The sequence below is a fragment of the Peribacillus sp. FSL M8-0224 genome, from assembly GCF_038003055.1.
GTDB classification, from domain to species: domain Bacteria; phylum Bacillota; class Bacilli; order Bacillales; family DSM-1321; genus Peribacillus; species Peribacillus frigoritolerans.
The window spans coordinates 4,457,937-4,471,992 of sequence record NZ_JBBOOJ010000001.1 but is presented as its reverse complement, the minus strand read 5'-3'; the positions used below and the strand labels follow the sequence as shown (position 1 = coordinate 4,471,992).

Genomic DNA, 14,056 nt, shown 5'->3' with positions numbered 1-14,056 from the left:
AAAAGTGAAGAGGATCATTAGTATTCTACTAATATGTTCAACTGTCACTTGTTTACCATTTAATCGTGCATATGCAGAAGACCCTGGGTATTATAATGAACCATACCGTAATCAATTTCATTTTTCTCCTGAAGCTAACTGGATGAATGACCCGAATGGTATGGTTTTTTATAAAGGTGAATATCATTTGTTTTATCAATATCATCCGTATGGAACGACATGGGGACCGATGCATTGGGGGCATGCTGTCAGTAAAGATCTTGTTAATTGGGAGCATTTGCCGATTGCTTTATCGCCGGATGAAAACGGTCAGATTTTCTCGGGGAGTGCTGTTATTGATTGGAACAATACAGCTGGCTTTGGAAAAGAAGCAATGGTTGCCATCTTTACGCATGCAGGGGATAAGCAAGTCCAAAGTATAGCGTATAGCCTAGATAAAGGAAGAACTTGGGAAAAGTATAAAGGGAATCCCGTAATGCCAGACCCTCCTATACAAGATTGGCGCGATCCTAAAGTATTTTGGCATGAAGAATCAAACCAATGGGTTATGTCGTTAGCGGCTAAGGATAAGATTATGTTTTATACCTCACCTAATTTAAAAGAGTGGGAGTATGCAAGTGAATTCGGCGAAGATGGTGGAATACAAGCAAATAGCCTAGACAGAACTTCTTATACCATGTCATCCCAGACAGGTGAATCATTTAGCTATGAGGGAGATATTACCCTTAATGAGAAGAATGGGAGAGAAGGGGCAGGCGGTTTAGTTTTTCGGTCAGACAGGCGTGCAAAGAACGGCTATGTTGCGAGCTTAGATGCCAAAAACGATGTCATAACATTAAGTAAGAATGTAGATGGAACAAACGAGGAAATTGCGAGAAAACCTTTTACCCTCAAAACTTCAACTACCTACCATGTGAAGGTGGAAACAGATGGGGATCAAATTCAAGTCTCTGTAAACGATCAATCCGTTATAAAAAAAACAGATATAGAATTCGATTATGGATACTATGGATTGTCAGCGTGGAATTCAACGGCTGCCTTTCGAAATGTGGAGTTCAAGAATACATCTAACTTTGAAACCAATTTATCAAAATGGACAAATGTAAATGGAAGCTGGGAGAACACGATGGACGGAAAAAGTGGAGCCTCTACGGAGGATGCTTTTGTAATGAGTGGTCAAACAGGGGATAACTTTTTTTATGAAGCAAACATTGAGATATCTGGGGAAAAAGGTGGCAATGGAGCCGGCTCGCTCGTTTTTCGTGCAGATCCTCATGCAACAAACGGTTATATGGCGAATATCGATGCTTTAAACGATACAATAAAAATCATGAAAATTGAAAATGGAGACATATCCATTCTAGCTGAAAAAACAATAAATCTAGATACAGATAAAAGGTACCATTTAAAAGCAAGCACTCATGGAAAAAATATTAAAATTTTTTTAGATGGTAATCTCATTCATGATGTAAATGATTCAACTTTTTCGTCAGGACATTTTGGCTTAAATGTTTGGAATTCATCCACGTTATTCCAAGATGTTCAAGTTGGTAAGAACATCATGACAAATGAGAAGGAAGTTACTAATCATGATTTTGAGACAGGTGATCTAACTGGGTGGAGTACAATCGAAGGTAATGCTTTCACAAAAGATCATGTGACAAATGTACCATCTTACTGGGGAGGGGATTTCGGCCACCAAGGAAACTACCACCTATGGGGGTTTACTGATCTTCAAAAGGGAGATGACGCAACAGGTGAACTGCACTCCTCATATTTTAAACTAGGTGGCTCTGGAGAAATCAACTTTCTGTTGGGCGGTGGTAATGATATCAACAACCGCTATGTTTCGTTAGTGAGAGCCTCTGATGATCAAGAATTAATTCGACAAGCCAATACCAAATTTAAAGAAGAAAAATATCAAAAATACGTCTGGGATGCTTCTAAATACATTGGAGAAGTGTTATATATTAAAGCTGTAGACCATGCTACAGGTGGTTGGGGTCATATAAACATGGATGATGTTAATGTTTATAATGAAGGGGCCATGCCAAATGAAGTAGACCAAGTTGCCAAAGAGCCTGAGAAAGGCGATTCGAAAGAAAGCGGCATCCTTACAGACTGGTCTGCTGTTTCTGGAGAGTGGATACCTTCTACTCATGGTAGTAACGGAGGGATTTGGGAATGTCCTACTCTAATCGAATTACCAATTGATGGTGACCCTTCAAAAACAAAATGGGTACTACAGGTAAGCATTAATGATGGCGCTCCTGCAGGCGGGTCAGGTATGCAATATTTTGTAGGTACCTTTGACGGGAAAACGTTTAAAAATGAAAATTCTTCCGATCAAGTGTTATGGACTGACTACGGGGCAGATTATTATGCCGCAGTAGATTGGAGCGGAATTGATGGTAAGAATGGCGAAAAATATTGGATTGGCTGGATGAGTAATTGGCTGTATGCAAATCATACACCAACTTCGACTTGGAGAAGTTCAACGACATTGCCAAGAAAGATGGAGCTAACTCAGACAGATGAAGGTTTACGTTTAAAACAAACACCAGTTTCTTTAAAAACCATTCGAGATAAGAGTGAAAAAATTTCATATAAAAATAAAGTCATATCTGGTGAAAGTAATCTCCTATCCAAACTATCAGAAGATACATTTGAAATGATAGCTGAGTTTGATGTAGATGATATAAAAGCAACTGAATTCGGCTTTCAAGTTCGTAAAGGTGCAACTGAATATACGACTATTGGCTATGATGTTGCCACCAAACAATTATTCGTAGACCGTTCAAATTCAGGAAGCTTTGATTATGGGAACAATGTAGTCGGTAAGCATGAAGGACCGTTACATGCATTAAATGGGACTGTGAAAATGCATATTTTCATTGACCGATCTGCTGTAGAAGTGTTCGGAAACAAAGGTGAAACGGTTATTTCTGATCAAATTTTCCCGGATCCATCAAGTAAAGGATTACAAATTTATAGCAAGGGTGGAGAAGTTACGCTAAAGTCTTTGAAAATATACCCTTTAAAGAGTATATGGAAAAGATAAAGACTAAATTTCAATCCTATTAAAGATGGGTTGATAGTAAGAGTTTATGAAGGCTGTCGAAAATGATCGATAGCCTTTAATTTTACCTATATCACAAGAATGGAGAGTGTAATGTAAATGAATAAAACAAACCGCGCAGTCATATGCGTTGGGGAGCTTTTGATCGATTTTTATTGTACAGATATTGATGTTAATTTAATGGAAGGTAATCATTTTCTAAAGAAAGCCGGGGGCGCACCAGCGAATGTCGCAGCTGCTATTTCAAAGCTAGGTGGGGAAGCGAGTCTTATTGGAAAAGTAGGAAATGACCCATTTGGATTATTTTTAATAGAAACGATAAAAGAGGTGGGGGTTGATACATCGATGATTGTTACTGATGATTTGGCACCAACTACTTTAGCATTTGTTTCTTTACAAGCAAATGGTGAAAGGGATTTTGTATTCAATAGAGGAGCGGATCGAAATTTAACAGAGGATAACTTATACCTAGATAGATTAAGTGGTGCAAAGATCATTCACTTTGGATCTGCAACTGCATTTCTGGAAAACCCTTTTAAAACAACTTATTTAAAGGCAATGGAATTTGCACAAAATAGGGGGATATTTCTTTCGTTTGACCCTAACTTCCGAGATGATTTATGGAAAAATAGAGTGGCTGAATTTATTAGTTTAGCCAGAAAGGGTATATCAATGGCTGACTTTGTAAAAGTAAGCGAAGTAGAGCTTGAACTAATCACGGGAAAAATGGATAAATATGAGGGTATAGCAATGCTCCATCATTTAGGGGCAAAAATAGTGGCTGTTACCCTTGGATGGGAAGGCACTCTTCTTTCAAATGGAAGTGGAATGAGTGTAATAAACAGTGTCGAAGTAAACTCAATTGACTCAACTGGTGCTGGTGATGCATTTGTCGGTGCTGCTTTATTTCAATTTGCAAATCTTGAGTCCTATGACACAATTCTTAGTGATTTTAGTAAACTTAAAGAGATCATTCTTTTTGCAAATAAAGTGGGTGCCGTCGTGTGTACGAAGGTAGGAGCGATTTCTTCTCTACCAAACGAAGAAGATATATATAAGGTTTAGTCTTCAGCGTATTGTTTCGGATTTTTAGTTTATATTCGTCCCTTAGCGGATAAATATTATATATATAAATAAGAAGAACCGTGAACTGAAGTGAATTAGATTTTATTTTGATTAACTAGTAAAAAACAGATGGATAACAAAATCATGCCTTAATCGTTACTTAGAACAGTAATTAGGTAATTACTATTAGTGCCTCGCCTATTTGGATTGAAGGCACTATTTAGTGATTTAAGAAAAATGAGCCTACTTAATGTGAACTTTGTGAAATATTGTACTTAAACTAACGGGTGCGATCGGAGCTGTCTTTAAGGCAGCTTTTTCGTGTTTAATCGTTTTTCGACTTGGGCCATGGTTAATAATTGTTTTTTGTAACCCTCCTATCCAGGGAATGGAATATTATATTAACTTCTCCGGCAGTTCTGCAATAACCTACCTTCCTTAGGAACGTCTTTATGTACTTCACTGTTAATCATTTGGTAACAACTTTTGATTAGGATAGAACATCTTGTTCATTTAACCTGCTTCATCTATAGTAGATGGATATGAAAGGTGTAGAGGTGAAGAGATGGCATTGCGGCTATTACGGTATTTTATTTTTTTTCTTGGATTAACTTTCTTTGGATTAGGGAATGCGATTGCGGTGAATGTTCAATCCTTGGGGCTGCATCCTTGGGAGGTTTTAAACGTCGCCCTGTTCGAGTGGTTCGGTTTCACAATTGGGACGTGGAGTGTCATGTGTGGTTTAGTACTTGTGTTGATCGTCTTTGTCGTGGATAGGAAGTATATTAATATTGGTACCTTTCTAAATGCCTTGTCAATCGGCCCAATCATGGATTTCTTTTTGCATCTCAACATTCTTCCTCATGAAACGGAGCATTGGTGGTTGAATATACTCATATTGTTGACGGGTATCATCATAACCGGAATTGGCGGAGGAATATATGTGGCTGCGGGAATTGGGGCAGGTCCCAGGGATGGTTTCATGCTTTCCGTTTCGGAAAAAACCGGGTTATCGGTCAGTTGGGCAAGAATCGTTGTCGAGAGCCTCATCTTGATTATCGGATTCATCCTTGGAGGTCCAGTGTTTATTATGACGTTTGCATATACCTTTATTCAAAGCCCGGTCTTTCAGTTTTCCATGAAACTGATGCGTTCCTTTATCGTAAGTTTGGAGAAGAAGCGAAAGGAACAATTTGAGATTCCATTATAATGGGAAGGAGGATGTCCTTTGGTCACCTCTTTTCGTGCTAACGGGTGCATTTCTTTAAAAAGGAATGCTCTTTTCGTATCCAATTAAAAGGAAGTGAATGTTATTATTTTATTAAAGATGGTTGCTCTTCTATTATAGGTGGAGAAAGCTTTAATAAAATATTAACTTTGGAAGCACACCACTGCAATAAGACTTATAACGAAATTAAGTTCTTGATATATCCCGTCAAGGACATATTATGAAACAGTGCTTTAATAAAGGAGTTGTATAAAATGAATGAAAATAAAGGTACAGAAATAAAATGCTTTTCAAAAGCAGAAAACATTCTACCTCAGATCAATAGTAAAACTAAGCTAGGCGACTTACGAAAAATCGCGAAGGACATTAAAAAAGATCACGAACTAGCTATGGAACTTTGGTCAACCGAAGAGTTTTTGCCCAGACTATTAGCAATCTTAATTATGGACAAAAAACTTCTTTCACAAGATGTGCTAAATAAGCTTGATAAGGATATGCAGACTCACACTTTTGATGAGCGAAATAACTTAATGGATTGGTTAATGGCTAATCAGCTCACCAAAGACAAGAAGAAAATTGCATTGATGGAGTCATGGGAAAATAGTCCTTCTGCTCTTCAAAGGCGAGCTTTCTGGTATTATCAAGGGCGATTGAGATGGACTGGACAAACACCGCCTGATAACACCGCATACTTGCTATCTGCATTAGAAGCTAATATTACGCAGGAAGAACCGGAAGTTCAATGGGCTATGAATTTCACCGCAGGCTGGATAGGCGTTTATGATGAAAAGAATCGTGCACGTTGTATTAAACTTGGTGAGAAAACGGGTCTTTACAAAGATGAAATAGTAGCAAAAGGATGTACTCCCAGCTATTTGCCGGAGTTCATTACAATTGAAGTTAACAAACGACATAATAATTAGTTACCTCTGAAAAATTTATACAAATAGGTAGAAAAGTTAAAAATTAAGGCATGTTTTTTTGGGGAAAAATATTGAAAATTCAAATATTTTTAAACAAGTAGTAAAGAGAATTTGTAAAATTAACAATATCCCCCCCCCCAGAAACCTAAATTTGAAGTTATCGATAACTTAATGGTTATTCGTATAAAGAACCATTTAAAAAATGGAGTAGACTTAGATTGTTTATCTGATTTACCGAATAATTGGACCATTAGGGATAAGATTCAATCAACAAATTTACCTCTTTCCAAATTCGGAAAGACTGGCTAGAGTAACTTTATCTTTTAAAAAAGAAGATTAGGATGCTTTAAATAGCGAAATGAAAGAATTTTGTGAATAAATGTACTTAAGCTAACGGGTGCGTTCGTTCTATAAAAGGCTGCCAATTGGCGGCTTTTTTTACAAAACAAAAAAGGAGCTATATAGCTCCTGGTAATTTTAAAAATCCAAAAGGTTCAGCCCTTGTTATAAATATCAAAAGGACGATGTCAACTTCCGTCATAATAAACATAGGCACAAATTGATCCATTTCCCTTGCCAATCCGGTTACTTCATTTCAAATTCAGTTACCCATCTGTTCGCCGCACTCAACATGAGCCCATATTCTAAATATTGCCATCAAGATAGTTTAAGGTGTGAGTGAGATAGTTTAATATAAATGGAGGATTAAGACCGCCACGTTGATGATGGACTTTCTGTCTGAAAGATGTAAAATATAGGTTTGATTGAAGTTCATCTTATTTACATAATGTAGCATATTGAAGGTTTAAGTGATAATACAATCAGGAGGAATTTTTCAATGGCTTTGTCCGAAATGAATAGTAATTTGTTTAGAATGATTAATAATCTAGGTAAACAATACACGGATTTAAATCCTTTCTTTGTATTCATCGCTGAATACATGATTTTTTTCTTAGTATTGGCAGTCCTGATGTTTTTGTTTTCTCGAAGTAATAAAAATAGAATCATGGTAATCTGTGCATTTATTGCATTAGTTATCTCGGAAATATTGGCGAAAATAGCAGGGCAATTCCACTCGAATTATCAACCGTTTGCTGAGTTGCCCAACGTTAATAAGTTAGTTGAAAAAGCAGTCAATAATTCATTTCCAAGCGACCATACAATCATATTTTTTTCATTTTGCATAACCTTCTGGTTGTTCAAAAGGGGTTGGGGGTTTTTATGGGGAATTTTGGCTGTTCTTGTAGGCATTTCGCGAATTTGGGTAGGTGTCCATTATCCAGCAGATGTTCTAGTCGGAGCCATCATCAGTATCGTTTCAGCGATGATCGTTTACAAAATTGTTCATAAGTTAAGTCTGACCAAGAAATTTTTGAGAAATCAAGGGGTGGGCGAACAATCCATTCTATCTGCCCTATCCAAACAAAAGAAAGGTCAGTCAAAGGACTATTAAAAAAGGGTTAATTAATATACAAATTAGCAGACCAAATCGGTCATTGCTTCACTTGCATTTGTTGTTTTAAGTCTTGTTTCAAGAACCGAACGGAGCAGGACAAAAAATATGTAATTATCAAAAGATGATTTACTTCTTGAAATGAAATAATTATTAAACAGGAAGTTTTAATCAACGATTCTTCAACTGAAAGGTCGAGAGTATAACAAAAGGTTGCTAAGGCAGCCTTTTTCTTATGGCACAAAAGGGGCAGGTTAGTTCCAAAACATTAAAAGTTAACGTAATTCCCCTCTAAGATGTATTCGTCTCGATTTGCTTTCTCAATATTGCACCTAACAGAACAATAGTATATTGTTCTGTTAGGTGATATGGTTCATCAACTTAAACCATTAAACTGATTACTGGAGGTATTTTACTGAATGAATAAACAGGACCAACTAAATATTATCAAAGAGGATTTTATTAATTGTCAAAAAGTACTATTGGCAATTGGTGATGAAACACGTCAATCGATCTTGTTAGTTCTAATGGGGACGGATTGTCAAACAGGATTACGTGTGGGTGAAATCACTAAACAAACACATCTTTCTCGACCTGCTGTGTCCCATCATCTTAAGGTTTTACGGGATGCCGGTGTTATTTTAATGCGTAAAGAAGGGACAAAAAACTTTTATTATATTAATGTACGTACAGAATTGGGTTTATTAAGAACGCTTGTGTTGGATATTGATAAGTTCATGCAGAACTTTTATTGAAATGATGGAATATAAACACACATAAGTTGGAGGTATAGGTATGAGAGCAATGGTTATTGATAGGTATGGGAAAGTTCCAATGCATTTGGTAGAAATGCCCACACCTGAAATTGGTGAATATGAGGTACTCGCAGAAATTCATGCAGCTAGTATTAATCCTGTTGATTTTAAGATACGCGATGGGAAAGTGAAATTGTTAGTTAAATATAAAATGCCTCTTATCTTAGGAAATGACTTTTCTGGTGTCGTTGCAAGGGTTGGCAAAAAAGTGACTCGTTTTAAAGTTGGTGACGAAATATATGCACGTCCACGTAAGAGTAAAATCGGTACTTTTGCTGAATATATCGCTATTCATGAAGATGACATCGCTTTAAAACCTAAAAATTTAAGCTTTGAAGAAGCAGCATCGATTCCACTGGTTGGGTTAACCTCCTATCAAGCCCTAACTGACATTTTGCAATTACAAAAGGGACAAAAGATTTTAATTCAAGCTGGGGCTGGCGGTGTCGGTACCTTTGCTATTCAACTGGCCAAATTAATGGGTGCCACTGTTGCAACGACTGCCAGTGAAGCTGGTGCGAATTTAGTAAAATCTCTTGGTGCAGATGAAATTATTAATTACAAGACAGAAAAATTTGAAGAGATACTGAAAAACTATGATGCCGTATTTGATACACTTGGGGGTGAGATACTTGAAAAATCATTCGAAGTGATAAAAAACGGAGGTAAAATTGTTTCCGTTTCGGGATTAACGAATGCTCGTTTTGGTAAAGAATATGGTTCCGGATTTTTTAAAACTATGTTGTTTTCTGCAGCAAGTAATAAACTTACTGCGCTTGAAAAAAAGCATAATGTTCAATATACGTTTTTGTTTATGAAGCCGAGTGGAGAGCAATTACGTATAATCGCAAACTTTATTGAGACTCGTAAAATTAAAACTATAATTGATAGAGTTTTTCCTTTTGAAGATGCTCAAAAAGCGATGGAATATGCGGAGTCAGGAAGGGCGAAAGGGAAAATAATATTAAAAATCAGATAGTCGTCAAACGAATTTGAAAACATTTCCCAACTTTTCATTTTTTCTTTTTAATAACTCTATAAAGTCACTCCCTTTTAATCAATCTTTTTTCAGTATGGAGTCTTTTGTAAGGATATTAAATCTAGGGTAAAGGTAACTTTTTTCAATCAATCTTTATTCTAAAGCTATAAATGATCTTCAACGCACAGGTGCTTTAATGAAGTAACCAAAGCCTAAATCACAATTATAACACCGGTAATTTAGGCTTTATGTATTGTGATTTCCTTAACGTTGTAACCCCGACACTTTCCTGACGCTACCCCTTAATGAACTATCTGGGCAGGTTAGTTCAACAAGAAAATTGACACGTAAATGATAGGCGGCTCTCATCATATTAAATGGAATAATAATCGAAAAACATATCCAGAAACGAATGAAACACCTCTGATTTCTCATCACGGCGGTATGCTACTGCAATATCCAGCGTAACTGTCGTATCCGCCAGTTCCTTAAAGACAACTCCAGTAGTTTGTATATTTCCAGCTGTAAGTGAGACGCCCATCCCAAGGGATACGAGAGACATTACCGTTTGGAGGTCATGGGTCTCAACCGTGATATTAGGAGAAAACCCGGCTTGAAGACAGGTTTTTGTAATCACATCGTAAAAGCCCGGTCCAATCACCCTAGGGGTAATAACAAATGATTCGTCTGCCAAGTCTGCTATGGAAATGGGGCCCCCTTTCATGGCCAAGGGATGTTTTTCTGGTAGCATGGCTTTTAAAGGAAGATGCATATAATTTTTTACGATTAGCTGTTCGCTATTAACAGGTGGGGTGAGAAGCCCGACATCAATCTGTTTCCCATGTAATGCATGAATTTGGGCGGTAGTACCCATTTGCTGTAGATTCAAGTTGACGGAAGGATACTTTGCCCGATACTTCTGCACGATGGGAAGAATATTTTCTCCAGTCCCGGTGAACGCAATTACCAACTTCCCGTGTTCTGCCCTAGCCGTCATTCGTGCTGTATCAAATGCATCCTCAACCAGATCAAGCATTTGATAAGCCTTTTCCAGAAAAGCTTTTCCTGCATTGGTCAATTCAACCCGGCGATTGGTACGATGAAACAGGAGAACGCCAACTTCCCCTTCCAATTGTTGAATTTGCCTGCTAAGCGGGGGTTGGGCAATATGCAAGCGCTCGGATGCACGACTAAAGTTAAGCTCTTCTGCAAGTGCAACGAAATATCGAATATGCCTCAGCTCCACTCTTCCTCCTCCTGTTCATTGAATAATACTTATTGGGTATCATTATAGATATTTTTAAGTATTTCTACAATTCTTTCTTTTTATTTATAATATCTCTAAAGCTGCTTTTGTAAGGAACATGTTCCGAAAATGCAAGTCGATGAGTAGGGAAACGAAGATTTTTATATTTTGAGAGTATAAATAAGGGAGAACGAATATTCATTCTGCTATTTGGTTTCAGGCAATATTATGTCTCTAATTATAAGTCTTCTCATTAAGAACGCACGTAACGGTATGGTACACAATCAGACTGGGTCAAAGATGGCATAAATACATCAAAACGTAGGTCTTAATTATTGTTCTCATGGTGGTTTTTAATTGAAAGCGTTTTCCGTAAACTGTTGGAATATGAATTGAGGAACTTATGAAAGTAGGACTGTTTTGTAAGGGTATTTTTAATTGAGGAGTTGATCTAATGAATTTTAACAAACGGTTAGACAAGTTACGGGGTTTTATGGAAAATGAAAAACTTACAGCAGTATTATTGACGGATCCACTTAACCAGTGCTACATGACTGGATTTGAAATAATTACTTATTCCCGACCAATTTTCACATTAGTAACTAAGGATGAATGTATCCTAATTGTACCAGGATTAGAGGAAGAACACGCCAAATTATATGCAGAATATGATCGTATATTTGTGTATTATGAGCATCCTGAAAAAGCAGATCAAATTAACCCTGTTGAGTTGATTATAAAATGTTTACAAGCTCAAAAAGGGGAAAGAAGGCTCGGAATTGAGTCTCGCTACTTACCATTTGAATTAGCATGTATCCTCCAGAGAGAAAACTGGGAATTGGCTGATATTACTTCCGAGTTGATTAAAATGCGAGCGATAAAAAGTGTGAAGGAATTAGAAAAAATGCGTCAAGTCTGCTCATTAGCTGTAGGCTCTGTACAAGCAGCATTTCGTGCTCTTGAAGTAGGAATTACTGAGTTGGAAATTGAAGATGCTGCAGCCAGAGCAAGTTATCAAGAAGCCTCTTACCTTTATCCCGACTCAAGCTTTATTTCTAGAGGAATGAGTCCATCTGGAATAGAACGTACTATTCTGCCACATGTGTTTTCAAATTTGAGAAAAATAGAATTAGGGGATGGATTAATTATTACAAGAATTACTTCACTTGATGGATATAAGGGTGAATGTGAACGAACTTGCTTTGTTGGGGAGCCGAATGCTAAGCAAAGAGAATTGTTCGAAGTGATGGTGAATGCACGAAAAGCCGCGCTTGATACAATCAAAGCTGGTGTAAAGGCAAATGATGTAGATGTTGCAGCACGCTCAATTATTCAAGAAGCAGGATATGGTGAAAACGCCCTTCATCGCACCGGACATAGTATCGGTCTTGCTGTCCATGAGGCTCCGTTCTTCCGTTTTGATGATAACTCCATATTAAAAGAGGGAATGACATTTACGGTCGAACCCGGTATTTATGTCCCTGGAATAGGAGGCTTCCGTCATTCGGACACGATTCTCGTTACAAAAAATGGATATGAGATGCTAACGGAGTGTCCGGACTCCATAGAAGAATTAATTTTTAATCCTATTGCCCATAAATAATAGGTTTAAGCAGAGTCAGAAAAAAGCTGTCGGGTTTTATCGATTTCCATCTATATTTGTCTATTCTCAGCACCTTCCAGATTGGGATTAATTAGAAAAGATTTCCTTTAAAAATAACAAGCAAGCAAGCCAGCCAGACACCTGCTTTGGGTTCTGGCGGCTGCTTTAATGAAAACTTATTCTGGGAGTATATAAGAAGGGGGGAGAGGGTTTGAATACAAGACTGTCACGACAAAAGGGGATTATTGTACTACTCTTCTTAGGTTGGTTTGTTTCTTCCATTGATCGTATGTTCATAAACATAGCAATTTTGCCTATTGGAAAAGAATTAGATATGGATGCAGCAACTTTTGGGATCGTGCTTAGCATATTTTATCTGGGCTATACACTCATGCAAATACCAGGAGGTATGTTAGCAGACCGATACGGGTCCAAATATGCCATTATAGGAACAATCCTAGTGTTCTCCTTGTTTGCTGGTTTGTCGGGTGTGGCTTGGTCGGTCACTTCTCTCTTAGTTATCCGATTTTTCTTTGGATTGGGAGAAGGAGCGTTTCCAGGAGCAGCTACCAAACTAATGAGTGAGAATGTGAGCCCAGAAAAAAGATCTAGTGCACAGTCAGTATTACTTGTCGCAATTGTATTGGGTGGGTTCGTGGCAAGTATAGCGGGAGCCTACTTTATTACGCAATTAGGTTGGAGAAACGTGTATATATGCCTTGGAATTATGGGGGGGATTATCGCCCTGCTGTACACCTTATTTCTCCGGTCAGACAAAACCGACCATAGTGAAATCGAGCAGCAAGAAGGGAAAGTCACAATTACTTCTCTGCTGAAATCACCTTCTATGTGGAAAATAATGGCATGTCTTTTTGGGTTGTATACTGCGATTTGGGGACTGAATAGCTGGGTGCCATCCTATCTCATGAATGTCCGTAAACTCAATCTGCTTGATACTGGGATCTACTCATCCCTTCCGGCAATTGCAGGGATGATTGGTTACTTGGTTGGAGGGTGGCTGGTTGACAAAGTCTTTGTGAACCGTGAGAGACTATTGATCATCTTTGGCAATTTACTATCAGCCATTTGTATTTTTGTCATGTTCAATGTTGAATATCTGACAATGACAATCCTCTTTCAAAACATGGCGGCTTTCTTCCTTCAGATTGCATACATGGGCATTTTGGCCGTGCCATTGAAATTGTTGCCCTCTACGATTATGGGAAGCGCTTTTGGAATGATAAATACTGGAGCGAATCTAGCAGCATTTATCACTCCAGCAGTTATGGGTGCTTTGATTCAACTATTCAATGGATCTTATTACATCGCATTCTGCTATTTGATTGTAGGCACTATTTTATCTCTTATTATGGGCCTTCTCCTTGGTAACGTGCGTAACGATTTTGTACAAAGTCGTGATGGTTCGAAGACGGCATAAATTGTGAAAGAGTGTACTTAAACTAATGGGTACGTTAAGGTTAGCCAGTTTTACTGGTTGACCTTTTTTTAATAGAATCTAAGGATAATGAACTTATTGCAGTTGGTGTGAACTTTGACTTTGCTCAAGAAGATGAATTAAAACAAGCTGATTTTGTAGTGAATAATTTCAAAGAAATCTTAGAGTTAGTTTAAACTTCAAAAGGCTGCCAATTGGCGGCCTTTTGA

Annotated in this window: 10 protein-coding genes and 2 pseudogenes; 11 read left to right on the top strand and 1 reads right to left on the bottom strand. The window is 37.6% G+C overall.

Annotation, left to right across the window (positions count from 1 at the left end):
• Nucleotides 1-13: 13 nt before the first annotated feature.
• The 8 genes and pseudogenes from MKX49_RS28480 to MKX49_RS21630 all read left to right on the top strand — a co-directional run.
• Nucleotides 14-1,048: pseudogene (locus MKX49_RS28480) on the top strand (glycoside hydrolase family 32 protein); the annotation flags it as partial.
• Between the two features lie 78 nt (nt 1,049-1,126).
• Nucleotides 1,127-3,061, top strand: a complete 1,935-nt coding sequence (locus MKX49_RS28475) for a glycoside hydrolase family 32 protein (protein WP_445670172.1) — start codon at nt 1,127-1,129, stop codon at nt 3,059-3,061.
• Between the two features lie 117 nt (nt 3,062-3,178).
• Nucleotides 3,179-4,144 carry a carbohydrate kinase family protein gene (locus MKX49_RS21655; protein WP_340877736.1) on the top strand — a complete coding sequence of 322 codons (966 nt, stop codon included), beginning with the start codon at nt 3,179-3,181 and terminating at the stop codon, nt 4,142-4,144.
• A 565-nt stretch (nt 4,145-4,709) separates the two neighbouring features.
• The gene (locus tag MKX49_RS21650) at nt 4,710-5,354 is read left to right on the top strand and encodes a YczE/YyaS/YitT family protein (RefSeq protein ID WP_048687904.1); all 645 of its coding nucleotides are present in this window, start codon (nt 4,710-4,712) and stop codon (nt 5,352-5,354) included.
• Nucleotides 5,355-5,626: 272 nt separating this feature from the next.
• Complete coding sequence (locus tag MKX49_RS21645) at nt 5,627-6,295, top strand: DNA alkylation repair protein (protein ID WP_340877735.1); 669 nt, start codon at nt 5,627-5,629, stop codon at nt 6,293-6,295.
• Nucleotides 6,296-7,133: 838 nt separating this feature from the next.
• Nucleotides 7,134-7,748 carry an undecaprenyl-diphosphatase gene (locus tag MKX49_RS21640; RefSeq protein WP_340877734.1) on the top strand — a complete coding sequence of 205 codons (615 nt, stop codon included), beginning with the start codon at nt 7,134-7,136 and terminating at the stop codon, nt 7,746-7,748.
• Nucleotides 7,749-8,167: 419 nt separating this feature from the next.
• Nucleotides 8,168-8,503, top strand: a complete 336-nt coding sequence (locus tag MKX49_RS21635; RefSeq protein WP_137020278.1) for an ArsR/SmtB family transcription factor — start codon at nt 8,168-8,170, stop codon at nt 8,501-8,503.
• A gap of 40 nt (nt 8,504-8,543) precedes the next feature.
• Nucleotides 8,544-9,542 carry an NADP-dependent oxidoreductase gene (locus MKX49_RS21630; RefSeq protein WP_340877732.1) on the top strand — a complete coding sequence of 333 codons (999 nt, stop codon included), beginning with the start codon at nt 8,544-8,546 and terminating at the stop codon, nt 9,540-9,542.
• A 373-nt stretch (nt 9,543-9,915) separates the two neighbouring features.
• Here MKX49_RS21630 and MKX49_RS21625 read toward each other — a convergent pair whose 3' ends face one another.
• A complete protein-coding gene (locus MKX49_RS21625; protein ID WP_249596639.1) occupies nt 9,916-10,788 on the bottom strand; it encodes a LysR substrate-binding domain-containing protein in 873 nt (290 codons plus the stop codon).
• A gap of 454 nt (nt 10,789-11,242) precedes the next feature.
• Between MKX49_RS21625 and MKX49_RS21620 the strand changes: the two genes are divergently transcribed.
• The 3 genes and pseudogenes from MKX49_RS21620 to MKX49_RS28470 form a co-directional block, all read left to right on the top strand.
• Nucleotides 11,243-12,391 (top strand): M24 family metallopeptidase, encoded by a 1,149-nt coding sequence (locus MKX49_RS21620; RefSeq protein ID WP_323599071.1) that lies wholly within the window; start codon nt 11,243-11,245, stop codon nt 12,389-12,391.
• 211 nt (nt 12,392-12,602) lie between these two features.
• On the top strand, nt 12,603-13,829 hold the full coding sequence (locus tag MKX49_RS21615; protein WP_340877730.1) for an MFS transporter: 1,227 nt from the start codon (nt 12,603-12,605) through the stop codon (nt 13,827-13,829).
• A 77-nt stretch (nt 13,830-13,906) separates the two neighbouring features.
• Nucleotides 13,907-14,023 (top strand): annotated as a pseudogene (locus MKX49_RS28470) (5'-nucleosidase); the annotation flags it as partial.
• Between the last annotated feature and the right edge of the window lie 33 nt (nt 14,024-14,056).

What these genes read in the sequence shown, in the direction of transcription:
- MKX49_RS21650 (WP_048687904.1), top strand. Translation starts at nt 4,710, where the DNA reads ATGGCATTGCGGCTATTACGGTATTTTATTTTTTTTCTTGGATTAACT.
- MKX49_RS21630 (WP_340877732.1), top strand. Translation starts at nt 8,544, where the DNA reads ATGAGAGCAATGGTTATTGATAGGTATGGGAAAGTTCCAATGCATTTG.
- MKX49_RS28475 (WP_445670172.1), top strand. Translation starts at nt 1,127, where the DNA reads ATGGACGGAAAAAGTGGAGCCTCTACGGAGGATGCTTTTGTAATGAGT.
- MKX49_RS21620 (WP_323599071.1), top strand. Translation starts at nt 11,243, where the DNA reads ATGAATTTTAACAAACGGTTAGACAAGTTACGGGGTTTTATGGAAAAT.
- MKX49_RS21635 (WP_137020278.1), top strand. Translation starts at nt 8,168, where the DNA reads ATGAATAAACAGGACCAACTAAATATTATCAAAGAGGATTTTATTAAT.
- MKX49_RS21640 (WP_340877734.1), top strand. Translation starts at nt 7,134, where the DNA reads ATGGCTTTGTCCGAAATGAATAGTAATTTGTTTAGAATGATTAATAAT.
- MKX49_RS21645 (WP_340877735.1), top strand. Translation starts at nt 5,627, where the DNA reads ATGAATGAAAATAAAGGTACAGAAATAAAATGCTTTTCAAAAGCAGAA.
- MKX49_RS21655 (WP_340877736.1), top strand. Translation starts at nt 3,179, where the DNA reads ATGAATAAAACAAACCGCGCAGTCATATGCGTTGGGGAGCTTTTGATC.